The sequence below is a fragment of the Flavobacterium adhaerens genome, from assembly GCF_040045115.1.
Lineage (GTDB): Bacteria > Bacteroidota > Bacteroidia > Flavobacteriales > Flavobacteriaceae > Flavobacterium > Flavobacterium adhaerens.
In genome coordinates this window covers 1-24,580 of the sequence record NZ_JBDLZX010000012.1, presented here as the reverse complement: position 1 = coordinate 24,580, position 24,580 = coordinate 1, and the positions used below count along the sequence as shown (strand labels likewise).

The window sequence follows — 24,580 nt, the reverse complement described above, 5'->3', positions numbered from 1 at the left end:
AATGATTATCTAATCTCTTTTGAATTATTATGTCACTTATGAAATCCTGATAAACGTAAGATGTTTTTTAATTCTTAAAAATGTAGTTAATGATATTAGCCCCCATTTTTAAAGCTTTCTCACGCACTTCTAAAGGATCATTATGAACTTCGGGATCTTCCCAGCCATCACCAAGGTCACTCTCATAAGTGTACAATAAAACCAATTTGTTTTCTATGAAAATTCCAAATGCTTGCGGTCTTTTTCCATCATGCTCGTGAATTTTAGGCAAACCATTTGGGAAAGCATACGGTTTTTGAAATAAAGGATGATTTGCAGGTATTTCAATTAATTCGTTATTTGGAAAAATCTTCTTTATTTCTTTACGGATGTACAAATCCATTCCGTAATTATCATCAATATGAAGAAATCCACCAGCTTCGAGATAGCTTCTAAGATTGGTAACATCAGCATCACTAAAAACAACATTACCGTGACCAGTCATGTGTACAAAAGGATAGGATAATAAATCGGGACTATTAGGGGTAACTGTCCTAGGTTTGGGTTTTAATTGGGTATTGATATTGGCATTGCAAAATTTTATTAAATTGGGTAACGATGTCGGATTTACATACCAGTCTCCACCGCCATTGTACTTTAATAAAGCGATTTCTTGTGAAAAACAAGAGAATGAAAACAGTAATAAGAATATGGAAAAATGTTTCATTTCTGAGTCTAAATCTCGTTTGTGAATACAACACTATGACAGGCTACTACAGCAGCAGTTTCGGTTCTCAATCTAGTTTCGCCTAATGAAACTGGGGTGTATTTTTTTTCAAAGGCAAGTTGAATTTCTTTGGTAGAGAAATCACCTTCAGGACCAATTAATATTGTATAATCGGTATTTGGAGTAAGAATGGTTTTGAGACTTTTTTTATTTGTTTCTTCGCAATGTGCAATCAATAATTTTCCTTCTTTTTCTGCTTTTAAAAAATCTTTTAGAGAGATAGCAGGATTCAATTTTGGGAGATACAATTGATTGCATTGTTTCATTGCAGAAAGAATAATTTTTTCAAATCGATCAACATTGATTATTTTTCTCTCAGAGCGATCACAAATGATTGGAGTGATTTCCTGTATGCCAATTTCTGTAGCTTTTTCAAGAAACCATTCGTATCGATCGTTCATTTTTGTTGGAGCAACAGCAAGATGTAATTTGTATTTTGGTGCTTCTTTTTTTTCAATTGAAAGTATCTCAACGGTGCATTTATTATCCGAAGCTAATACGATTTCTGTTTTAAATAACACTCCCAAACCATTGGTTACATAAAGAATATCAGCTTCTTTTTTTCGTAAAACTTTAACAATGTGTTTGCTTTCTTCTTTATCAAAAGAGAATGAATTTGTTGTTTCGTTTATGTTAGGATTGTAAAATAATTGCATAATTAAAATTGTATTCTTGCTTTTGAAACAACATCAGAATTTTCAAATTTTTGTGATAAAAATTTTTGATAACCAACAATTCCAATCATTGCGGCATTATCAGTCGTGTATTCAAATTTTGGAATAAATGTTTTCCAACCGTATTTACTTTCGGTTGCCTTTAAAGTATTTCGAATTCCTGAATTGGCAGAAACTCCACCTCCAATGGCAATTTGTTTGATTCCAGTTTCTTTTACGGCAATTTTTAATTTATCCATTAAAATTTCAATAATAGTATGCTGAATAGAGGCACAAATATCATTTATATTTTCATCTATAAATGATGGGTTTTCTAGTTTTTTCTTTTGGATGAAATATAAAATTGCTGTTTTTAATCCAGAAAAACTAAAATCTAGCCCAGGTACTTTAGGTTTAGTAAATGGATACGCTTTTGGATTTCCTAATTGGGCATACTTATCAATTAAAGGACCTCCAGGGTAGGGAAGACCAAGAATTTTTGCACTTTTATCAAAGGCTTCTCCAACTGCATCATCAGTAGTTTCCCCGATAATTGTCAAGTCAAAAAAATCATCTACTCTAACAATTTGGGTATGTCCACCGCTAATTGTTAAAGCCAAAAAAGGAAATTCTGGTTTGTCAAACCCATCTTCGTCTATAAAATGTGCCAAAATATGAGCATGCATATGATTTACAGCGATCAATGGTATATTGAGTGCCAAAGCCATAGATTTTGCAAATGAGCTTCCTACCAAAAGCGACCCCATAAGTCCTGGACCCTGAGTAAATGCAATTGCTGATAATTGTTCTTTTGTAATATTTGCTTTTTTTAAAGCGGCATCTATAACGGGAACTATGTTTTGTTGATGCGCTCTTGAGGCTAATTCAGGAACAACGCCTCCATATTGATTGTGAATTTGTTGATTAGCAACAACATTAGATAAAACTTTGTCGTTACATAAAATAGCGGCTGCAGTGTCATCGCATGAACTTTCTATGGCAAGTATAAAAACCTCAGGATTTTGCATATGAAATAGATGAATTTTGAACTATATTTGATGAATTACTATAAAAATAGTATTTTTACAGCAGTGCCAAAATTAAATATTTTAGTTAAGAAATTGCCACATCTGTTGGCAAATAATTTATTTATACCCAAAATACTAAATCAACTCGTATCAAAAAGTTTAAAAAAATAGTATCCCGAACTATCGTTGGACTAATTTTATTTTTATTGGTGCTTTTTATAGCCATTACTACACCATATGTTCAAACTAGGTTGGCGCAGTATGTCATGAAAAGTCTCAATGAAGACTTTGGTATAAACCTAAAAGTAGATGAAGTACAGCTCACCATTTTTGGAGGTGTTAAACTCAAAAAAGTTTTAATTCTCGATCATCATAAAGATACTTTAATCTATACCAAAACTGTCAATACTAATATTTTAGGAGCCAAAAAAATGCTCGATGGAGATTTGATTTTTGGTGATATTGCTTTAAATGGTGTTCTTTTTAATTTAAAAACGTATAAAAAAGAACCTAAAACGAATCTCGATTATTTTATTGATGCTTTTGGAGAAAGTGAAACTCCATCAAAGAAACGTTTTTTGTTGACAGCTTCGAGTATCGATTTATCCAATGGGCGTTTTGCCTTAACCGATGAAAATCTCGAAACATCAAAAGCGGTTGATTTTACCAAATTAAAAATTGTTGTTACCAACTTTAAAGTGTACGGTCCCGAAGTTTATGCGAATATTCAAAAAATGTCTTTTTTGGATCATAGAGGTATTTATGTTAAAAACTTAAAGGGAAATTATAGTTTTACGCAGCAACATATGATTCTTGATAAAATGGAGTTGAAAACCGAACATTCTTCGATCAAAGGTTATGCTGCATTAAATTATGAAATAGATGATTTTTCAGATTTTGAAAATAAAGTTGAATTTGATTTCAAATTAAAATCAGCACGAATTTCTACTAATGATATTCGTTGTTTTTATGATGAATTGGGTGAAAATAAAACCTTTAAACTTAGAACTCGTATAACAGGTCCTCTAAATAATTTGAAACTTTTAGATTTGAGTCTAAAAGATAATAGAGGTACGCGTTTGGTTGGATTTATAAATTTTAAAAATCTTTTAGGCGACCAATATCAAAAGTTTTACATGAACGGGAAGTTTGATCAATTGAGTACAAATTATGATAATTTAGTACAATTGTTGCCCAACGTTTTAGGGAAAAAATTACCAGAAATTGTTAAAAAAATCGGTAAGGTATCTTTGGTAGGAAATACTCAACTCACAACCGATTTTATTCATGCCAATTTTATTGCCAAAACAGATTTAGGGGTTGTGAACTCTAAATTTGAAATGACTAATATGAATCAGGAGAGTGAAGTTGCTTATAAAGGTGATGTAATTCTAAATAATTTTGATATTGGTCAGCTTTTAGATAATAAAAGTTTGTCTAAAGTGAGTATGGATATCGATGTTGATGGAAAAGGATTTTCAGAAAAATACTTAGATACAGGTGTTAAAGGGGAAATTTCAAGTTTTGCTTACAACGGATATAATTATAAAAACATAAAAGTCAACGGTAATTTTAAATTACCATTGTATAAAGGTATAGTTGTGGTTGATGACCCTAACCTGAAAATGAATTTCGACGGATTGGTAGATTTGAGTAAAAAAGAAAACCAATATGATTTTCAAATAAAAATTGCCAATTCAGATTTGCATAAATTAAAATTTGTTAGGGATACAATTGCTCAGTTAAATGGCGATATTATTGTTGATGTACAAGGAAATTCTATAGAGGATTTGTATGGAAATATTTACATAAACAATGCTACTTATAGCAATTCAAAAGACACCTATCAGTTTAATGATTTTAATCTGAATTCAACTTTTGATGCCAAAAGAATACGTACAATTAAAATAGATGCTCCCGATATTACTAACGGAACAATAGTTGGGAATTTCAAATTTGCAGCTTTAAAAGACCTCGTAGCAAATTCTTTAGGAAGTTTATACACGAATTATAAGCCAATTAAAGTGAAAAAAGGGCAGTTTTTAAAATTTAATTTTGAAGTGTATGACAAAATTATCGAAGTCTTTTTTCCAGAAATTAAAATAAGTGAAAATACTATTGTAAAGGGTGTTATTAATTCTGATACCAATGACTTTAAATTTAATTTTAACTCTCCTTCTGTAAAAGCATCTGATAATTCTTTCGATAATATACGGGTTTCAATAGATAACAAGAATCCGTTATATAATATGTATGTCGAATTGGATAGCATTAAAACCAAAATGTACAAAATTCGAGATTTTAGTTTGATTAATGTTACTTCAAAAGATACCTTGTTTTTTAGAACCGAGTTTAAAGGAGGTACCAAAGGGAGTGATTATTTCAATCTAGACTTATACCATACAATTGATAAAAACAATAAGAATGTTGTAGGATTTAGCAAATCAGAAATTAAGCTGAAAAATAATTTATGGTTTTTAAATGAATCCAATAGCGTTAATAATCGATTAATTTTTGATAAAAATTTGACAGAGTTTAAACTGGATGATTTTATTCTTACTAATAATCAACAAGAAATTAAACTTAATGGTGAGTTTAAGGGGAGTGATTATAAAGATGTTAACTTAGAATTTAAGGATTTTGATATAAATGCTTTGACCAATGCTCAAGATAGTTTTGAAATTTATGGAAATCTCAATGGAGTCGTCAATTTTAATCAAAACAAACTTGTTTATAAGCCAACTGCTTCACTAAAAATTGATAGTTTAAAAGTAAATAATTATGACTTAGGGGTTCTTAATTTTAATATTAAAGGAGATGAAACTTTTAAGAAATTTACCTTGTATTCTACGATAGAAAATGAAGATTTTGAGTCGTTTAGTGCCGACGGTACCTTCGAAATTGTTAATAAAGAAACTATGTTTGATTTGAATCTAAAATTCGATCGTTTCAATCTTGCCACACTAAGTTCGCTAGGGGGAGATGTTATTTCGAATATTAGAGGTATGGTTTCGGGAAATGCAACTATAGGTGGTGGAATTAAAAAACCAGATATAAATGGTCGTCTTTTTGTAAATGGCGGAGGGTTAGGTATTCCTTATCTAAATGTTGATTACGCATTGAAAGACAAGACAATTATAGATTTGACCGATGAGAAGTTTTTGTTTAGAAATAATTCATTGACCGATACTAAATATAAAACTACTGGTAGTTTGAATGGGGTGATAGAGCATAAAAATTTTTCGGACTGGAAATTAGATTTAGGAATAAGCTCTAAAAGATTGGTTGTTTTGGATACGCAAGATAGTGAGGATGCAGCCTATTTTGGGACAGCATTTATTAATGGAAATGCCACCATAAAAGGTCCAACAGATGGATTGGTTATAAAAGTAGATGCTAAATCTGAAAAAGGAACAACACTTAAAATTCCAATAAATGATGCCGAAAGCGTTAGTGAAAATAGTTTTATTCATTTTATAACTCCAAAAGAAAAATTCAATTTAGAAAAAGGAATTGTTAGTAAAACCAAAAATTATAATGGACTAGAGTTAGATTTTGATTTAGAGATCACACCAAATGCAGAGGTGGAGGTTATTTTAGATCGAAATTCTGGACATGGAATGAAAGGTAGAGGTAATGGAACCTTGTTGTTCAAAATCAATACACTCGGTAATTTTAACATGTGGGGAGATTTCTTGCCTTACGATGGAACGTATAATTTTAAATACGGAGGATTAATTGATAAAAAATTCAATGTTCGAAAAGGTGGCTCTATTGTTTGGGAAGGAAATCCAATGAAAGCACAATTGAATCTTGAAGCAGTATATACAACATCGGCTAATCCAGCTCTTTTGGTAGAAAATTCTAGTATTAATAAAAAAGTAGATGTTGAAGTTGTTATTGGTATTCATGGCGATTTGACACGTCCTGAACCCGATTTTATGATTGAGTTCCCGACCATAAAAAGTGTTCTAAAATCCGAATTGCAAACTGAACTCTCAGACAAAGATGTTAGACAAACACAAGCTTTATATTTATTGTCAACAGGTAGTTTTTTAAGTAAAGACGGTTCCAGTCAAGCCGTTTCTTCTAGTTTGTATGAAACGGCATCAAGTATGTTGGGAAGTATTGTGCATTCAACCGATGAAAAGTTTGAGATGAATTTTAATGTTGTTTCGCCGGATAATAGACCAACTTCTCAAACTGATGGTCGATTTGAAGCAATTGTTTCATCAAAAGTGAATGAAAGAATTACAATAAACGGTAAAATCGGGGTTCCATTTGGTGGAGTACATGAGTCCTCAATTGTTGGTGATATCGATATAAAGTATAGGATTAATGAAGATGGATCTTTTAATCTCCATTTTTTTAATAAAGAGAATGATATCAATTATATTGGGCAAGATATTGGTTATACTCAAGGAGTGGGGATATCGTACGAGGTAGATTTTGATACTTTTAAAGAGTTAGTGGATAAAATGTTTAGAGGAAATAAATTAAATAAAAATAATAAGAGTACTACTACTGGTAATGAAATAGATGCTGACTCTAATTTGAATCCAAATAATATTAATTTTAAGAAATCAAAAACTCCTGCGCCTAATACAACTAAGCCAAAAGTAAATCAGGACGCTTTACTTCCAGAAGAGGATTAATGATTGGATAGATTTGGAGAAAACTTTAATCTTTAAGAGAAACAGAATTTGATTATAAATTATTTTAACGGCTTTATTTTTTTTGATTTAAAAAATAGTTATCAATATATTGATTTTTAAGAAATTATTTAGCTGAAAAAAATTATCCCACAACAAATATTTTATATAAAAAAATGATTGAAAAATAATGTTTTTTTTGTTTTGAAAAAACTTATCAACGAAAACGTTTGAATTTCATGTATTTATTAAAATGTTAGAATTCACCCCAAAAATATCTTGGATATTTGCTAAATTTACACTTTAATACTTAAAATAATGTCAAAAACAATAAAAAAGATAGGTGTACTTACCTCGGGAGGAGATTCTCCAGGAATGAATGCCGCAATTCGTTCAGTTGTAAGAACATGTGCGTTTCATAATATAGGATGTGTTGGTATTTACAGAGGCTATCAAGGAATGATTGAAGGGGATTTTAAAGAACTTGGACCCCGAAGTGTAAATAATATTATCAATAAAGGGGGGACAATATTAAAGTCTGCCCGTTCTTTGGAATTTAAAACTCCAGAAGGTCGTGCAAAAGCCCATAAAAACTTAGTAAAAGCAGGTATCGATGCCTTGGTTGTTATTGGGGGCGATGGTTCTTTTACAGGAGCTTTAATCTTTAATTCTGAGTATGATTTTCCAGTAATGGGAATTCCAGGTACTATCGATAATGATATATTTGGTACAAGTCATACTTTAGGTTATGATACTGCATTGAATACTGTTGTTGATGTAATCGATAAAATTCGTGATACAGCAAGTTCTCATAACAGGCTATTCCTTATCGAAGTTATGGGACGTGATGCTGGTCATATCGCTTTGAATGCAGGGATTGGTGCTGGAGCCGAAGAGATTCTTATTCCAGAAGAAGATTTAGGATTGGATCGTTTATTAGATTCATTACGAAAAAGTAAAGCCACTGGTAAATCTTCAAGTATCGTGGTTATTGCTGAAGGAGATAAAATTGGTAAAACAGTTTTTGAACTAAAAGATTATGTTGACTCTAATCTACCGGAATACGATGTACGTGTTTCTGTATTAGGTCATATGCAAAGAGGTGGAGCTCCATCGTGTTTTGATAGAGTTTTAGCTAGTCGTTTAGGTGTAAAAGCTGTTGAAAGTATATTAGAAGGAACTTCAAACTATATGGTTGGAATTTTAGCAGATAAAATAGTTTTGACTCCGTTAGAACAAGCTATCAAAGGAAAATCGGAAATTGATAGAGAGTTACTTCGAGTATCTGATATAATGTCTATTTAAGTAAAAAAAAATCAAAAACAATAATAAAATAATTAAAATTAATTAAAATGTCAAAAGTAAAATTAGGAATAAACGGATTTGGTAGAATTGGAAGAATTGTTTTCAGAGAATCTTTTAATAGAGATAATGTTGAAGTTGTAGCAATTAATGATTTATTAGATGTTGAGCACTTAGCTTATTTATTGAAATATGATTCTGTTCACGGACAATTCAATGGAACAGTTGAAGTAAAAGAGGGTAAATTGTATGTAAACGGAAAAAACATCCGTGTAACTGCTGAAAAAAGCCCAGCTAACTTAAAATGGGATGAAGTAGGTGTTGATGTAGTAGCTGAAAGTACAGGTATTTTTACTACTCTAGAAACAGCTAACGAGCACATCAAAGGTGGTGCTAAAAAAGTAATTATTTCAGCTCCTTCAGCAGATGCTCCAATGTTTGTAATGGGTGTAAACCACGAAACAGCAAAAGCATCTGATGTAATTGTTTCTAACGCTTCTTGTACTACAAACTGTTTAGCTCCATTAGCTAAAGTTATCAATGACAACTTTGGTATCGTAGAAGGTTTGATGACTACTGTACACGCTACAACTTCAACTCAAATGACAGCTGACGGACCTTCTAGAAAAGACTGGAGAGGTGGACGTGCTGCTGCAATCAATATTATTCCTTCTTCAACAGGAGCTGCAAAAGCTGTAGGTAAAGTTATTCCTTCTTTGAATGGAAAATTAACAGGTATGGCTTTCCGTGTTCCTACTGCAGACGTTTCAACAGTAGATTTAACGGTTAAATTAGCAAAAGAAACTTCTTACGAAGAAATAATGTCAGTATTGAAAAATGCTTCTGAAACTTCAATGAAAGGTATTTTAGGATACACTGAGGATGCTGTTGTTTCTCAAGATTTTATTTCTGATAAGAGAACTTCAATCGTAGATGCTACTGCTGGAATTGGATTAAATTCTACTTTCTTCAAATTAGTATCTTGGTACGATAACGAGTATGGATATTCAAGTAAATTAATTGATTTGGCTGTTCATATTTCTTCTTTAAAATAATAAATATTCCCTTATAAAATCCCATTAATTTGCTTTAGTGGGATTTTGTATTTTTTTTCCTTAAATATTTTTAAATAAGGAAATGTAAAAACCATAACCAATATAAACCAAATAATATGAAATTAATAGTTGATAGTGGCTCTACTAAGGCAGATTGGATTGCAATCGATGATAATGGAAAAGTCATGTTTACCACTCAAACTTTAGGTTTAAATCCAGAAATTCTTAATGGTGACGAAATCGTTTCTCGCTTGAACGACCGTTTTGATATTTTACAAAGCAAAAATACGGCTACACACTTATTTTTCTACGGTGCGGGTTGTGGAACTGAAAGAATGAAAATTATGCTTTCTGAAGTTTTTAAAGCTTATTTTCCAAATGCAATAGTAGTTGTAGAGGAAGATACTTATGCTGCGGTTTTTGCTACTACTCCAAAAGGAGAAAGTGCGATAGTATGTATTTTAGGAACTGGTTCTAATTGCAGTTATTTTGACGGTAAAGTTTTAGAACAAAAAGTTCAGTCATTAGGATACATCGCAATGGATGACTGTAGCGGTAATGTTTTTGGTAAGGAGTTAATCAGAAAGTATTATTTTAATAAAATGCCTAATGAGTTGGCAGTTGAATTTGAAAAAGAATACAATTTAGAACCAGATTTTATTAAAAATAAATTATACAAAGAGCCTAATCCTAATGCATATCTTGCAACTTTTGCTAAATTTTTAATTCAACACAAAGAGCACCCGTTTTGTCGTAAGATAATTTTTAAAGGGATGAAATCTTTTATTAAAAATTATATTCAACAATTTGACAATTGTAAAGAAGTTCCAGTTCATTTTGTGGGTTCAATTGCTTTTTATTTGAAAGATGAATTGGCCGAGATTTTTGAAAAATACGAATTACAATTAGGTAATGTGCTAAGAAGACCTATCGATGGTTTAATTGCGTACCACATAGCAAACAGTTAATTATATGGAAATAGCAATTATTGCTCATGACGGAAAAAAAGAAGATATTGTAAAATTTCTAATTAAAAACCGTGAAGTATTGCAGCAAGATAATATACAATTTATTGCAACTGGTACTACAGGAGGTAGAGCTGAAGCAGCTGGTTTTAAAACAAGAAGAATGCTGTCTGGACCTTTAGGAGGTGATGCGCAAATCGCAGGAAGGGTAGCAGAGGGTAAAACCCAAATGGTTTTGTTTTTTAAAGATCCACTTTCTAGCCACCCTCACGAAGCCGATGTTAATATGCTAATTCGTGTTTGTGATGTGCACAATGTACCATTAGCAACAAACGAAGCTACAGCACAACTTTTAATTAATGCTATAGCATCGCAATCATAGATATTTCTACGTTAACATTTTTTGGCAAACAAGCCACTTGAACCGTTTCACGAGCTGGAGCGGTTTTTTCATTAAAATACCCCCCGTACACTGTGTTTATTTTCCCGAAATCATTCATGTCCATTATGAAGATTGTCGATTTTACCACATTTTCAAAAGTCATTCCTGCGGCTTCGAGCACTGCTTTTAAATTCTCCATTACCTGTTGGGTTTCAGATTCTATTGAGTCTGTAACGAGTTCCATTGTAGTTGGATTTAAGGCAATTTGACCTGAAATATACAAGGTATTGTTGCTCAAAGTTGCTTGATTGTATGGCCCAATTGGAGCTGGTGCTTTTTCTGTATAGATTATTGCTTTCATGGTAATTGTTAGATTTATAGTTTTACTAAAACATTTGTTAGAAATTTTGATTTCTTTTTTCCCACTTTATATCACTAAGAATTCCTGATTTTATACCTATATAAAAATTCCAAGTGGCATTTGTTCCAAATGGAGTCCAGTTAAAATCCATTCTCCAACTCATAAGGTCTCTTTCAAATCGCAATTGCGTAAAAGTAACTCCGTTCTGAACAAAATCATATCCAGTAGAAATACCTGCTTTCCATTTTGGAGTTAAATCAGTATTGGCTGAAATCATAATCGAGTTTCCAATGATCTTTTTCTCTCTGTTATTATTACCATAGGTTAATGAATATGCAAAAGTCATGTCCCATGGTAATTTTGATCTAAAGAATTCTCCTATTACATCTTCGGTTTCATCTTCATCAGTAAACTGACTGTTTTTTCTATAACTACCAGTGTCAATGTCTGAACCAAATAAATCATCCTCTCGACCACCATTTCGTTGAGCTTGAGAATCTTTCTTTTTATTGTCTTTTTCGCCTCTTCTGGATATAGAATAGTTCATTGTTAAATTGGCGCTAGTCATTCTAAAAAGGCTTCCTCCGTTGTTTATATTGAAAGTATTGATTCTGTTTCCTGAATTATCAATAGCATAGGGGTCTAATGTAGTTCCAAAATTGGCACTAAGTTTATTATCAAAGAATTGAGTTCCTCCACTTATTCTAACAGGAGCCCAAGCTAAAGTTGTAGCGTCAGCATTGTAGCTGGTAGAAATGTTTAAGTTGTTCAGAAGCATTATCTTTTTGGGTTCAGTTTTGGTCGAATCTTTATCTGTTACTTTTGCTTCAAAAGTATTACTGATATTAAAACCAAAAGAATTTGAACTGTTCAAACCAGGTGTACCATACATTCCGCCTTCAAAACGGGTATAATCCTTTTGCATTTCTCCACTGCCGTCAATTGCATAGGTGTCGTAATATTTTTCATAACTAGGAGAGTAGCTATGGGAAATGGCAGGTCGCATAACGTGTCTTATGGATTTGATTTTTTTGTCTTCTCCAAAATTAAAAGTTCCGTAAATGGTGGTTCCTATACTGGTAGAAGAAGAATAGGTTCTAAAAGCATCAAATCCTGGTATTTCTGTAGTGACAACCTGCGCTGTTTGATTGTCGTAATGTTTTTCTATGGTTTTAAAATACCATACTTCGTCATAATTTAGCGATGTTGAAACACTAAAGTATTTAAAAACTTTAAAGTTTGTACTTAAAGGAATGGAGTGTTGAAAACCAATTTCGGCATCTTGAAACATTTCTTTTTTGAAAAACAAAGAATCGGTTGTGACGAAGTTGTTTTTACCATTAAGGTTGTATTGTAGGTTGATGTTTTTGAAAAAACCTTTTTTAGCACCATCATTCATTGCAAATGGATAGATACGATCTACGCTAAATTGCAATGTTGGTAGAGTCATATTAATCACTTTTGTATTGGTGTTTTGCGAATGTGTAGCAGTTAAGGAAATTCTGCTCTCAGGTATTGTATGAAATACCGTACTATAGGATATAGAGGAACTAAGTGTGTTGTTTAATGATGAACCAACATTGACTTGGTTGATGGTTTGTTTGAAATATTCACTACTACCTAAGTTTACTGAGGCCGAAAATGTTGAGTTTGGGCTCGCTTTTGAATCTTGTGAGTGGGACCATTGGATGTTGTAAATTTTTGTTTTCGAATAATCAGGATAACCTCTTTCACTAACGATATTGTTTTCAAACCTTATGTTTACATTTCCTTGGTAATGATATCTATTTGCATAAGATGATTGTGCTGCCATTGCAAAACTTCCATTAGTGTAGTAATCTCCTGTAAGGGTCAAGTTGTAGTGATCACTTAATGCAAAATAATACCCTCCGTTTTGAAGAGAAAATCCTTTGGAATTAGAATCACTATATGAAGGGAGTATAATTCCAGAAACACTAGTTTCTTTAGATAGAGGAAAATAGGCAAAAGGGAGATAAATTGGAGTTGGAACTCCAGCAATAACCATATTAGTCCCTCCAGTAACGATTTTTTTTCCTGGAACAAATTTTATTTTATTCGTGTAAAAATAATATTCAGGATTGTCAACATCTTTTGCAGTTGTAAATCTGGCTCCTTTTAAAAAGTAAACCGAATCATTTTCTTTTTTTGTAATTGCAGCTTTTACGTTAAATTCACCTTGTGATGTTCTCGAATTCCAAATTAATGCCTTTTTGGTTTTAAAATTAAAGCGAATAGAGTCCGGTTGGATTTCATTTGAACCTTGCTTGAAATTTGGGAATTGAGTATAGTTCCCTAAGGAATCTTTGATTCTACCAGCGTAAACCTCATTTTTTTCGTAATCCATTACTATAATACCCGATTTTAATTCAACATCTAGGTAGTACAGTTCGGCATTGTCATACAAAGTAATGAGCTTTTTCTTTGGCTCCATTTTTGTATATTGTTTTGCTTTATATTTTACGATTCCGTTTAGAGTACTTTTTTTTACTTTAAGAGTATCTAATTTGATGGTATCATTGGTGGTTTTAGCTATTGAATCTTTTTTAATCGACTCTGTATTAGGATTTTTGCTTTCTTGTTTACTAGCTGGGATTGCCGATTGTCTCTTTTTTATGTCTTGAGAATATAAACTAGAACAACCCAATGATAGGAAAATCGATAGTAAAACGATATTAAATAAGTTTGTATGCAAAGGTATAAATACTATTTTTGTAAAGTGAAGATTAGAATGTTCTTGAGGCAAAATTACTATATTTTTTTTGGCAAAAATAAACAAATCGCAAAATTATAAAGGATGTCTTTTAATTAAATTAACTATTTAGATAAATGAATGTAAAGAAAAAAATTCAAATAGCTTTTACTTTATTATTAGTTATGTTGGTTGTAGATACTTATGCACAGTCAACAAATTTCAAAGTTACTCTCGATGCAGGTCATGGTGCTCATGATTTTGGGGCAGTATATAGTGGTAGAATTGAAAAAAATATTGCTTTGGCTATTGTACTTAAAGTGGGTAAAATATTAGAAGCGCAGCCAAATTTCGATGTAATTTATACAAGAAAAACAGATGTGTTTATTGATTTGGTAGAACGTGCCAATATTGCCAATAGAGCCGATTCGCATATTTTTGTATCAATACATTGTAATGCTAATAAAAATACAGCAGCAGACGGTACCGAGACTTATGTGATGGGGATGAATAAAATTGCTTCAAATCTAGAAGCAGCCAAAAAAGAGAATGCCGTAATTACCCTTGAAAAAGACTACAAGCAAAAATACGAAGGCTTCGATCCGAATTCTCCCGAGACTATGATCGGTATGACTTTGATGCAAGAAGAGTATCTTGAAAATAGTATTTCATTGGCAAGTAAAGTTGAAGATGCTTTTGCTTTATTGGGCAAAAAGTTACGTCATGGAGGAGTAAAACAAGCCCCTTTTATGGTGCTACATAAAGCATATATGCCAAGAGTTTTAATAGAAACAGGTTTTATTTCTAATCCAACAGAGGGAGACTTGCTAAATTCTGAGCAAGGACAAAACGATGTTGCAAAAGCCATTGCAGATGCTATTATAAGTTACAAAAAAGAATACTTTGGTGATGGGGCTGCCGAAACTTTTGGAGAGAAACCTTCGCAAATATTAAAAGAAAATCCCGTAAAAACCTCCGAAACAATCGATACTACTAAAGCGGTTATAAAGAAAGATACTATAGGTTCCATTTATAAAATTCAACTTTCTGCTAGTAAAAATAAAATAGCATTAGAACCATGGAATTTTAAAGGATTGAAAGATGTTTCTGTAGTGTTTGAAGATAATGTTTATAAATATTTATATGGTGAATCATCTGATATTGAAGAAGCGAGAGTTAAATTAAATGAAGCAAAATCAAAAGGTTATGATACGGCTTTTTTAATTGCTTTTAAAAACGGAAAAAAAATCAGTATCCAAGAGGCATTGAAATAAAACTATAATCGAATATTTATATTAATTTTACCCAAATAAAAAAAATAAAAATTTTGAAAATTACAAGAGAAATAAAGACTGCAATATTAGTTATAACATCAATTTTGTTATTCATCTGGGGATATAATTTTTTAAAGGGAAAAGACTTATTCAATAAGTATAAAAAAATTTATGTTGAATACGAGAATGTTGAAGGACTTGCACCTTCGGCACCTATAACCATAAATGGATTGATAGTTGGAAAGGTTAAAACAATTACAATTACAGAGAAAGGAAGTTTGTTAGTAGAATTACAAATTCAGACTGACTTTCCAATATCCAAAACAAGTACAGCTGCGATTTATGGAGCTGGTCTTTTGGGAGACAAGCAAGTAGCGATACATCCTAATTTTGCGGATAAAAATATAATTGAAAGTGGTGATTATCTAAAAGGCGGTGTCGATGCTGGTTTGATGGATTCTGTTGGAGAAAAAGTCACACCCGTTATGGCAAAACTTGAAAAATTAATGACAAGTGCCGATCAATTAATTGTAAGTTTTAATTCAGTTTTGGATGCAAAAGGACAAGCTGATTTGAAAAAAAGCTTGACCGAGTTGAGTGCTACCATGGAGCAATTTCATAAAGTAGCTTCGAATGCTAATATTATTCTTGAGGAAAATAAAGGTCAGTTAAAAGGTGTTGTGTCTAATTTTAATAAAGTATCAGATAATTTTGTGAAAATTTCTGATTCTTTAAACAAGGCTGATTTAGGTACAACGGTCAAAAGTTTAAACTCTACATTGAACAAACTTGACGGAATTATGGCTGGTATAGATTCTGGTAAGGGATCTATGGGGAAATTAATGAAAGACGAGGCTTTGTACCAAAATTTAGAAAGAACATCTAAAGAATTAGAATTGCTTTTGCAAGATGTTAGATTAAATCCTACACGATATGTAAATGTGTCGTTTTTTGGTAAAAAAAATAAACCTTATGTAGCTCCTACTGATACTATAACAAAAGCTAAAAACTAGTAGTATGACTTATCTTAGTTCACTTCTATTTGCTATTATTCTCATCATCGGCTTTGGATATTTTTATTTGAATATTAAAAAAATCATTAGAAATATCAATCTCGGTATTGCAGTTGATCGTAACGACAATTCAAAAGCCAGATGGCGTAATATGACAATGATTGCTCTTGGGCAATCTAAAATGGTAAAGCGCCCAGTAGCTGGGATATTGCATTTTTTTGTTTATGTTGGTTTTATTATCATTAATATCGAATTATTAGAAATTATTATTGATGGTTTATTTGGAACTCATAGAGTTTTTGCTCCTATGGGTATGCTTTACGATGTTTTAATTGGTTCTTTCGAAGTATTAGCATTATTAGTACTTGTTGCTGTGGTTACTTTTTGGATAAGAAGAAATATTATAAAGCTGAAACGTCTTTTTAATCCAGATTTAAATGGTTTCCCTAAAAATGATGCCAATTACATTTTGTATTTTGAGATGATTTTGATGACTTTGTTTTTGTTAATGAATGCATCCGATTTTCATTTGCAAAATGTTCCAGGAGGCTATTCTCACTTTATCAAAGCAGGTTCTTTTCCAATTAGTCAATATATTGCTCCAATTTTTAATGGGATGTCAAACGAATTGGTACTGTTGCTCAATGAAATTTTTTGGTGGTTGCATATTGTTGGGATTTTATGTTTTATGAATTATTTATATTATTCAAAACATCTTCATATTTTATTGGCTTTTCCTAATACTTATTTTGCTAATTTAAACCCTCAGGGCAAGTTTGATAATTTGGCTTCGGTTACTGCCGAGGTAAAACTAATGATGGATCCCAATGCAGACCCATTTGCCGCTGTGCCAGTTTCTGAAAACGTTGCTCCAACAAAATTTGGTGCCAGCGATGTACAGGATTTAAATTGGGTTCAATTACTCAATGCTTATACTTGCACTGAGTGCGGTCGCTGTACATCTTCATGTCCTGCAAATCAAACAGGAAAGAAATTGTCTCCGCGTAAGATTATGATGGATACTAGAGATAGATTGGAAGAGGTAGGACGTAATATCGATACCAATAAAGGAGTATTTGTTCCAGATAATAAATCACTATTAAACGATTATATCACTCCCGAAGAGTTGTGGGCGTGTACCTCTTGTAACGCCTGTGTAGAAGAATGCCCAGTAAATATTAGTCCACTTTCTATTATTATGGATATGAGACGTTATCTGGTTATGGAACAAAGTGCAGCACCAATGCCGCTGAATGCCATGATGTCTAATATTGAAAATAATGGAGCTCCTTGGCAGTATAGCCAACAAGATCGTTTAAATTGGAAAAACGAGAATTAATTCTAGGTGATAAAATAAAAAATGTACAAATTCGATACTCTCGATTTTTGTAAAATAATATAAATAGTTATGTCAGAAAATTTAATAGTGCCAACAATGGCTGAAATGCTGGCTCAAGGAAAACAACCTGAAGTTTTGTTTTGGGTAGGTTGCGCAGGAAGTTTTGACGATAGAGCAAAAAAAATTACAAAAGCGTTTGTCCGAATTTTGAACCGCGCCAATGTTGAATTTGCTGTTCTTGGTACAGAGGAAAGTTGTACAGGAGACCCAGCCAAAAGAGCCGGAAATGAATTTTTGTTTCAAATGCAAGCCATGATGAATATTGAGGTTTTGAATGCTTATGAAGCTAAAAAAATTGTCACAGCTTGTCCGCATTGTTTCAATACATTGAAAAATGAATATCCAGAACTGGGAGGTCATTATGAAGTTGTTCACCATACCGAATTTCTTAAATCATTATTAGATTCTGGACGATTAACTATTGAAGGAGGACAGTTTAAAGGAAAAAAAATTGCTTTTCACGATCCTTGTTATTTAGGTAGAGCTAATAATGTTTATGAGGCACCTAGAGACTTAATCAAAAAATTGGATGTTGAGTTGACAGAGATGAAACGTTCTAGAGCAAATGGTTTGTGCTGCGGAGCGGGTGGTGCGCAAATGTTTAAAGATGCTGAATCTGGAAACAAAGAAATCAATGTAGAAAGAACAGAAGATGCTCTAGAAACACAACCTAATATCATTGCTGCTGCATGTCCTTTTTGTAATACGATGTTGACAGATGGCGTAAAAAACAAAGAAAGAGAAGGCGATGTGAAAGTAATGGATATTGCCGAATTGATTGCTAATGCACAAGATTTGTAATTCATATCACAGTCAAACAGCATAACCCTAAAAAATAAAATTATTATGTACGTTCCTTTTGAAAATTTACCAGTAGAATCTAGGGTTTGGATTTATCAATCCAATCGAAAATTTTCGGATGCCGAGTTTTCTGAAATTGAAAATGATTTGCAGTCATTTCTTAACGAATGGGCTGCACACGGAACTAGTCTGGAGTCTTCCTATTTATTAAAATACAATCGATTTATAATTTTGGCTGTAAATCAAGAAGTTCAGGCTGCTACAGGATGTTCTATAGATTCTTCTGTTGAATTTATTCAGAGCTTAGAAAAAAAATACGATGTCGATTTGTTAGATAAAATGAATGTTACTTTCAAAGTAGGGGAGCATATTGCTCATAAACCATTAATAGAGTTTAAAAAAATGGTTAAAGATAAAGCAGTTACCGAAAACACAATTGTCTTTAATAACTTGGTTAATAATATTGAAGAATTTAATGTTGCTTGGGAAGTTCCTGCAGCAGATAGTTGGCACAGTAGATTTTTTTAATAAAATTGTTCCTTCAAGATGCGTAAAATCATTTTACTTCTATGGTCGTTATTTTGTTTTTCGTACTCGAATGCTCAAAATTTAGATATTGATATTTTAAGAGATGTAAATCTTGATCGAAATACACATATAGATCCTTTTATGGAAGGCATTACTAATAGTGCATTTCCTGTTTGTATTGGAGCTCCAGTAATAGTTTATACAATTGGTTTGATTCAAAAGGATAGTACTTCAACAAGAAAGGCTATTTTTATTGGTGAAAGTTTAGCCGCTTCTGCATTTATTTCGGTAGCATTAAAAAGTATAACCAAGCGTGAAAGGCCTTATGTGACATATCCTGATTTAGATAATGTTACAGAGGAATCTAGTTATTCATTTCCATCAGCTCATACTTCTTTAGCCTTTGCGACAGCAACATCTTTGAGTATGATATATCCAAAATGGTATGTAGTTGTCCCTTCTTTTGTATGGGCAAGTGCTGTTGGGTATTCAAGAATGCATCTTGGAGTACATTACCCGTCGGATGTTTTGGTCGGCGCTATTGTTGGTAGTGGTTCGGCTTTTTTAAGTTATAAACTAAATAAATGGATTAATAAGAAGCGAGGAAAGCACCAAAAAAAGCTTTGGGAATAATTTGTTTTTTCGGCAATCTTGATTTTATCAACTGTTAAATTTAACTTTTTTTTGATTTAAAACCAGTCTAATCTCCTTATTTTCGTTAGACTTAAAAGTGATTTATATTTCGGTTAGATGTAAGAGATTGCATAAAGAGTATAATCAACAAAAATCCAATAATATATTTATGAGAATAGCAATTGTTTGTTATCCAACCTTTGGAGGAAGTGGAGTTGTAGCAACAGAATTAGGTTTGGAATTAGCAAGAAGAGGTCACGATATTCATTTTATTACGTATAGACAGCCAGTACGATTGGCATTATTAAATCCGAATGTACATTATCACGAAGTGATTGTTCCAGAATATCCTTTATTTCATTTTCAACCGTATGAATTGGCTTTGTCTAGCAAATTGGTCGATATGGTTAAGTTGTATAAAATAGAATTATTACACGTACATTATGCAATTCCTCATGCTTATGCTGGGTATATGGCTAAACAAATGCTAAAAGATGAAGGAATTGATATTCCGATGGTAACAACTTTGCACGGAACCGATATTACATTGGTTGGCAATCACCCTTTTTACAAACCCGCAGTTACTTTTAGTATCAATAAATCGGATTATGTGACCTCTGTTTCTCAAAGTTTGAAAGACGATACTTTGAAATTGTTTAAAATAAAAAATGAAATTCAGGTGATACCCAATTTTATTGAATTGGATAAAAATGAATATGATCCTACTATTCCTTGTAATCGCTCTGTTATGGCAAATCCTGATGAAAGAATAGTAACGCATATCAGTAATTTTAGAAAAGTAAAGAGAATTCCAGACGTAGTTAAGATATTCTACAAAATTCAAAAAGAGATTCCTGCTAAATTAATGATGGTTGGTGATGGCCCAGAAAAAGAAAAAGCAGAGAAATTATGTAGAAAGTACGGAATTGAAGATAAAGTGATTTTTTTTGGAAATAGTAATGAAATCGATCGTATTTTATGTCTAACCGATTTGTTTTTGTTACCCTCAGAAACGGAGAGTTTTGGTTTGGCTGCTCTTGAAGCAATGTCCTGTGGAGTTCCAGTGATTTCGAGTAATTCAGGAGGTTTACCAGAGGTTAATGAAAATGGAGTCTCTGGTTATTTGAGCGATGTTGGAGAGGTTGACGAAATGGCTAAAAATGCTTTGAAAATTTTAAAAGACAAAAACAAACTCGAAAAGTTTAAAAAGAATGCTTTGCAAGTAGCAGAAAAATTTGATATAAAAAATGTTTTGCCAATTTATGAAGACTTATATCAAAAGGCAATTAACAAATACCAATAACTGTTGTGATTTTCCCAAAAGGATTTGGATTATTGACCATACAATTTTCAAACAGTAGTGAGCTTTGGTTTGCTACTGTTTTTGTTTTCAAAATATTATTGTCCAGTAAAAAAAACTTTTTAAAGTAATTTTTGGCAAAGTTTCTATTTATACAAATTTTACAAAATTATACTCTCATAAAGGTACTAAGACGCAATTTTTTAGGATTTTCTTTATGGCTCTGTGACTTTGTGAGAAACATCCAAAGCCAAGCTCTATTACAGGAAAATTTTGTGAGATGAACGAATTCAATACTTAGCTAAGTTTTTAAAAAGTTTTACCAGACAGTAATATTTTTAAAACTAAATTTGATAACAAGAAGAGATTGTATTGTTGGATTAATTATCAATTTTAGAGATTATTGCTTACTTACCTTTCGATCTTAAAGATTTGTTACGATATTATGTGAAATAATAGCTGTTTATAATTTTTAGTTTAATTCATAAAACTTACATTTGCCAAAAACTTTTTAAAAATGGCAGGAAATAGTTACGGAACACTATATAGAATAACCACTTTTGGAGAATCACACGGGGAAGCATTAGGAGGAATTATTGATGGTTGCCCTTCTGGAATTGAATTAGATTTTGATGCAATTCAGCTCGAAATGACAAGAAGAAAACCTGGACAATCGGCTATTGTTACCCAACGAAAAGAGCCAGATGATGTACAATTTTTATCCGGGATTTTTGAAGGAAAAACGACAGGAACTCCAATAGGATTTATTATCCCAAATACCAATCAAAAATCAGACGATTACTCTCATATCAAAGATAATTACAGACCAAGTCATGCCGATTATGTGTATGAAAAAAAATATGGTGTAAGAGATTATAGAGGCGGAGGACGTAGTTCGGCTCGTGAAACGGCTAGTAGAGTAGTGGCGGGAGCTATTGCGAAACAAATGTTGCCTGAGATAAAATTCAATGCCTATGTTTCGTCTGTAGGACCAATTTTTATGGATACTCCTTATCAGGAATTGGATTTTTCTAAAATAGAGAGCAATCCAGTGCGTTGTCCAGACGAAAAATCTGCAGCAGAGATGGAAGAATACATTCGTCAAATTCGAAAAGAAGGAGATACAGTAGGAGGAACTGTAAGTTGTGTAATTCAAAATGTGCCAATTGGTTTAGGAGAACCTGTTTTTGATAAATTGCATGCCGAATTAGGGAAAGCCATGCTGTCTATCAATGCTGTAAAAGGTTTTGAATTTGGAAGTGGTTTTGAAGGTGTAAAAATGAAAGGAAGTGAACATAATGACTTATACAATCCTGATGGAACTACCAAAACGAACCGTTCTGGAGGAATTCAAGGCGGTATAAGTAACGGAATGGATATTTATTTCAGAGTTGCTTTTAAACCAGTTGCTACTTTAATGCAAAAGCAAGAATCTTTAGATAATCAAGGGAATATTACCGAAATGATTGGAAAGGGACGTCATGATCCATGTGTAGTTCCAAGGGCGGTACCTATTGTTGAAGCAATGGCTGCTATTGTTTTGGCAGATTTTTTCCTTTTGAATAAAACGTATTTGTAATTGATTGTAATTTCAATGCAAGTAGCTTTTCTAAAAAAAATGAAAAGCATATTCAGTATTTTGACGAGCTAAATATTGAAATTTAACCTTGAAATTAATAAAATGTCTATAAATGAAACCCCAAAAACTTCCTTTTTTAAAGGATTAACAGGTCAAATACTTATTGCAATGCTTTTAGGAGCGCTATTAGGAGTTGCAATTCATAATTCTGTAGCAACTGAGGCGGCTCAAGAATTTAGTAGCAAAATCAAAATGTTGGCAACAATCTTTATTCGATTAGTGCAAATGATTATTGCTCCATTAGTATTAACTACTTTAGTCGTTGGAATTGCAAAGTTAGGGGATATAAAAGCTGTTGGAAGAATTGGAGGGAAAGCTTTGGGATGGTTTTTTACCGCTTCATTTATTTCGTTGTTGATTGGGATGTTTTATGTGAATGTACTTGAGCCTGGTGTAGGTTTGAATTTGTCAGATGTTGATTTGGCTAGTGCATCGGATGTAACGTCCAAAACTCAAAATTTATCTTTTGATAATTTTGTAGAACACATCGTTCCTAAAAGTCTTTTTGAGGCAATGGCAACGAATGAAATATTACAAATTGTAATTTTTTCAATATTTTTTGGATTGGCAGTAGCTTCAATGGGCGATCAAGGAAAGCCTGTGACCAATTTGTTTGAAGTTGTTTCTCATGTTATTCTCAAAATGGTGAATTACGTGATGAAATTTGCACCCATTGGTGTTTTTGGAGCCATAGCAGGTGTTTTTGCGGTTCGAGATTTTCAAGATTTAATAATTACATATTTCAAATTTTTTGGTTCCTTTTTAGTGGGAATTGCTTCGCTTTGGGTTATTTTGATCGCTGTAGGCTATATTTTTCTAGGAACAAGAATGAAAGCGTTATTAAAGCGTATTGTAGGACCACTGATTATCGCTTTTGGTACAACAAGTTCTGAGGCAGTATTCCCGAAATTGACAGAAGAATTGGAGAATTTTGGTGTAAAAGATAAAATAGTATCTTTTATGTTGCCACTTGGATATTCGTTTAATCTAGATGGAAGTATGATGTATATGACTTTTGCAGGAATTTTTATTGCACAAGCTTATGGTATTCATTTAGATTATCCAACACAATTTACAATGCTTCTCGTTTTGATGTTGACTAGCAAAGGTATTGCTGGTGTTCCTAGAGCAAGTTTGGTTGTTGTGGCAGCTACCTGCGGAATGTTTGATATTCCAATTGAAGGAATTGCACTAATATTACCAATCGACCATTTTTGCGATATGTTTAGAAGTGCAACAAATGTGTTAGGAAATGCACTTGCGACATCGGTAGTTGGCAAATGGGAAGAAGAAAATTAAATGACTTTCTGTCTTTCAATCATTTTTTTATTTTAATACCAGAAAAAGGGTTGTAAAATATTTTAAATAAAGCAGTTGGCTCAAGATAGACAACTGCTTTTGTTTTTTATTTGAAAAAGGTTTTTTAAAATATTCTCAATAAAAAAGCTATAAAGCAATCTATTTTATAGTATATTTGAAAAAACAACATCTATTATGCCCCAAATAAGGATAGTTTTAATTTTTATATTATGGTTTAATTTTACTAGTACATGGTTAAATGGGCAAATTCGATTACCTACACATAGTGAAATTAAAAAATTAACTTTTTCTGCAATCAAACATAGGGAGTCTTGTGATTTCGAAAAATCACTTTTGGTTTCAAGGTTGGCTTTGCAGAAAGCTGTTGCTATAAAAGACAATAGTTTTATAGCTGAAAACTACAATACAGTTGCTGCAAATTTTAATTCTTTGGCCGAATATGACAAGGCTATTTTTTACTACGAAAAAGCATTATTGTATTCAAATAATACTCAAAACGATACATTGAAACAAAGGGTTAATAATAATCTGGGGAATATGTATTGTTTTGAAAAAAAGGATTATAATAAAGGGATTTTATATTACCGCAAAGCGATTGAGTATGGTAAAATAATTTCCGATTCTTCGAAGTTGGCTTTTACAAATCTTAATTTAACTTGGGCTCTATTTGATATTGGCAAATTCAATAGTGGTGAAGAGAGTTTGCAGCAAGTAAATAATTACTGATTATCCGTTTATGCACCTGTTATATTCGCAATTACTAGTCTGTCAAAGAGTTTGTCTCCAAAATACCGTCTGT

Annotated in this window: 20 protein-coding genes; 15 read left to right on the top strand and 5 right to left on the bottom strand. The window is 32.2% G+C overall.

Features of this window, described 5'->3' with window-relative positions:
- Positions 1-67: 67 nt before the first annotated feature.
- The 3 genes from ABEB18_RS14755 to tsaD are packed head-to-tail and all read right to left on the bottom strand — an operon-like array spanning position 68 to position 2,447.
- The gene (locus tag ABEB18_RS14755) at positions 68-706 is read right to left on the bottom strand and encodes a DUF4159 domain-containing protein (RefSeq protein ID WP_348800084.1); all 639 of its coding nucleotides are present in this window, start codon (positions 704-706) and stop codon (positions 68-70) included.
- Positions 707-714: 8 nt separating this feature from the next.
- Positions 715-1,422 carry a 16S rRNA (uracil(1498)-N(3))-methyltransferase gene (locus ABEB18_RS14750; RefSeq protein ID WP_348800083.1) on the bottom strand — a complete coding sequence of 236 codons (708 nt, stop codon included), beginning with the start codon at positions 1,420-1,422 and terminating at the stop codon, positions 715-717.
- 2 nt (positions 1,423-1,424) lie between these two features.
- Positions 1,425-2,447 carry a tRNA (adenosine(37)-N6)-threonylcarbamoyltransferase complex transferase subunit TsaD gene (gene tsaD / locus ABEB18_RS14745; protein WP_348800082.1) on the bottom strand — a complete coding sequence of 341 codons (1,023 nt, stop codon included), beginning with the start codon at positions 2,445-2,447 and terminating at the stop codon, positions 1,425-1,427.
- Between the two features lie 266 nt (positions 2,448-2,713).
- On the opposite strand from tsaD, the gene ABEB18_RS14740 reads away from it, so the two are divergent.
- From ABEB18_RS14740 to ABEB18_RS14720, 5 genes are all read left to right on the top strand, one after another.
- On the top strand, positions 2,714-7,102 hold the full coding sequence (locus ABEB18_RS14740) for a translocation/assembly module TamB domain-containing protein (RefSeq protein WP_348800081.1): 4,389 nt from the start codon (positions 2,714-2,716) through the stop codon (positions 7,100-7,102).
- Between the two features lie 315 nt (positions 7,103-7,417).
- Positions 7,418-8,404, top strand: coding sequence for a 6-phosphofructokinase (gene pfkA, locus ABEB18_RS14735; RefSeq protein WP_348800080.1), 987 nt, complete (start codon positions 7,418-7,420; stop codon positions 8,402-8,404).
- A 47-nt stretch (positions 8,405-8,451) separates the two neighbouring features.
- Positions 8,452-9,456 carry a type I glyceraldehyde-3-phosphate dehydrogenase gene (gene gap, locus ABEB18_RS14730; protein WP_348800079.1) on the top strand — a complete coding sequence of 335 codons (1,005 nt, stop codon included), beginning with the start codon at positions 8,452-8,454 and terminating at the stop codon, positions 9,454-9,456.
- 116 nt (positions 9,457-9,572) lie between these two features.
- Positions 9,573-10,424: an N-acetylglucosamine kinase gene (locus tag ABEB18_RS14725; RefSeq protein ID WP_348800078.1), complete on the top strand. Its 852-nt coding sequence runs from the start codon at positions 9,573-9,575 to the stop codon at positions 10,422-10,424.
- A gap of 4 nt (positions 10,425-10,428) precedes the next feature.
- Complete coding sequence (locus ABEB18_RS14720; RefSeq protein WP_348800077.1) at positions 10,429-10,803, top strand: methylglyoxal synthase; 375 nt, start codon at positions 10,429-10,431, stop codon at positions 10,801-10,803.
- On the opposite strand, the gene ABEB18_RS14715 is transcribed toward ABEB18_RS14720, so the two are convergent.
- A complete protein-coding gene (locus ABEB18_RS14715) occupies positions 10,784-11,164 on the bottom strand; it encodes a RidA family protein (RefSeq protein WP_348800076.1) in 381 nt (126 codons plus the stop codon). The genes ABEB18_RS14720 and ABEB18_RS14715 overlap by 20 nt on opposite strands.
- Before the next feature lie 37 nt (positions 11,165-11,201).
- The gene (locus ABEB18_RS14710; protein ID WP_348800075.1) at positions 11,202-13,877 is read right to left on the bottom strand and encodes a putative LPS assembly protein LptD; all 2,676 of its coding nucleotides are present in this window, start codon (positions 13,875-13,877) and stop codon (positions 11,202-11,204) included.
- Positions 13,878-14,011: 134 nt separating this feature from the next.
- Here ABEB18_RS14710 and ABEB18_RS14705 point away from each other — a divergent pair, with 134 nt between their 5' ends.
- From ABEB18_RS14705 to ABEB18_RS14660, 10 genes are all read left to right on the top strand, one after another.
- Positions 14,012-15,148 (top strand): N-acetylmuramoyl-L-alanine amidase family protein, encoded by a 1,137-nt coding sequence (locus ABEB18_RS14705; protein WP_348800074.1) that lies wholly within the window; start codon positions 14,012-14,014, stop codon positions 15,146-15,148.
- Positions 15,149-15,201: 53 nt separating this feature from the next.
- A complete protein-coding gene (locus tag ABEB18_RS14700) occupies positions 15,202-16,161 on the top strand; it encodes an MlaD family protein (protein ID WP_348800073.1) in 960 nt (319 codons plus the stop codon).
- Positions 16,162-16,165: 4 nt separating this feature from the next.
- Positions 16,166-17,500, top strand: coding sequence for a 4Fe-4S dicluster domain-containing protein (locus ABEB18_RS14695; RefSeq protein ID WP_348800072.1), 1,335 nt, complete (start codon positions 16,166-16,168; stop codon positions 17,498-17,500).
- Positions 17,501-17,569: 69 nt separating this feature from the next.
- A complete protein-coding gene (locus tag ABEB18_RS14690) occupies positions 17,570-18,361 on the top strand; it encodes a (Fe-S)-binding protein (protein ID WP_348800071.1) in 792 nt (263 codons plus the stop codon).
- A 45-nt stretch (positions 18,362-18,406) separates the two neighbouring features.
- Entirely contained in the window at positions 18,407-18,889 is a 483-nt protein-coding gene (locus ABEB18_RS14685) for an ABC transporter ATPase (protein ID WP_348800070.1), read from the top strand.
- An 18-nt stretch (positions 18,890-18,907) separates the two neighbouring features.
- A complete protein-coding gene (locus ABEB18_RS14680; RefSeq protein ID WP_348800069.1) occupies positions 18,908-19,522 on the top strand; it encodes a phosphatase PAP2 family protein in 615 nt (204 codons plus the stop codon).
- 169 nt (positions 19,523-19,691) lie between these two features.
- Entirely contained in the window at positions 19,692-20,825 is a 1,134-nt protein-coding gene (gene bshA, locus ABEB18_RS14675; RefSeq protein ID WP_348800068.1) for an N-acetyl-alpha-D-glucosaminyl L-malate synthase BshA, read from the top strand.
- A 514-nt stretch (positions 20,826-21,339) separates the two neighbouring features.
- On the top strand, positions 21,340-22,401 hold the full coding sequence (gene aroC / locus ABEB18_RS14670; RefSeq protein ID WP_348800067.1) for a chorismate synthase: 1,062 nt from the start codon (positions 21,340-21,342) through the stop codon (positions 22,399-22,401).
- 102 nt (positions 22,402-22,503) lie between these two features.
- The gene (locus ABEB18_RS14665) at positions 22,504-23,760 is read left to right on the top strand and encodes a dicarboxylate/amino acid:cation symporter (protein ID WP_348800066.1); all 1,257 of its coding nucleotides are present in this window, start codon (positions 22,504-22,506) and stop codon (positions 23,758-23,760) included.
- Between the two features lie 195 nt (positions 23,761-23,955).
- The gene (locus tag ABEB18_RS14660) at positions 23,956-24,507 is read left to right on the top strand and encodes a tetratricopeptide repeat protein (RefSeq protein WP_348800065.1); all 552 of its coding nucleotides are present in this window, start codon (positions 23,956-23,958) and stop codon (positions 24,505-24,507) included.
- Positions 24,508-24,580 lie beyond the last annotated feature (73 nt).